At 52.7% G+C, this 406-nt stretch carries 1 pseudogene; it reads left to right on the top strand.

Features of this window, described 5'->3' with window-relative positions:
- A pseudogene (locus QWI17_RS08825) lies at positions 1 to 406 on the top strand (phosphoglucomutase, alpha-D-glucose phosphate-specific); the annotation flags it as partial.

Here is a 406-nt window from a genome sequence, read left to right as displayed (position 1 = left end):
ATGATCGATCGAGTTGTCGCGGGTCGTAAGCGGAAGCTTTACGAAGTGCCGGTGGGCTTTAAGTGGTTTGTTGATGGACTAAGTGAGGGATCCGTTGCATTTGCAGGCGAAGAGAGTGCCGGTGCAAGTTTTCTGACCTTTGATGGTAAGCCCTGGAGTACGGATAAAGATGGCATCATTCTTTGCTTGCTGGCTGCTGAGATCATGGCTGTTACCGGCAAGACGCCACATCAGTACTACGAGGAACTAACCGCAGAGTATGGCAGTTCGGTTTATCAGCGGGTTGATAGTCCGGCGACTCAGGAACAAAAGGATCGCTTTGCCGCTCTGCGCCCGGATACCCTGGGCATCGATGTTCTCGCCGGTGATAAGGTGCTTGACTGTTTCAGTGAGGCACCGGGTAATG

This window comes from Gilvimarinus gilvus (assembly GCF_030518155.1).
In the GTDB taxonomy this organism is placed as follows: domain Bacteria; phylum Pseudomonadota; class Gammaproteobacteria; order Pseudomonadales; family Cellvibrionaceae; genus Gilvimarinus; species Gilvimarinus gilvus.
This window is presented reverse-complemented; position numbering and strand designations above follow the sequence as displayed.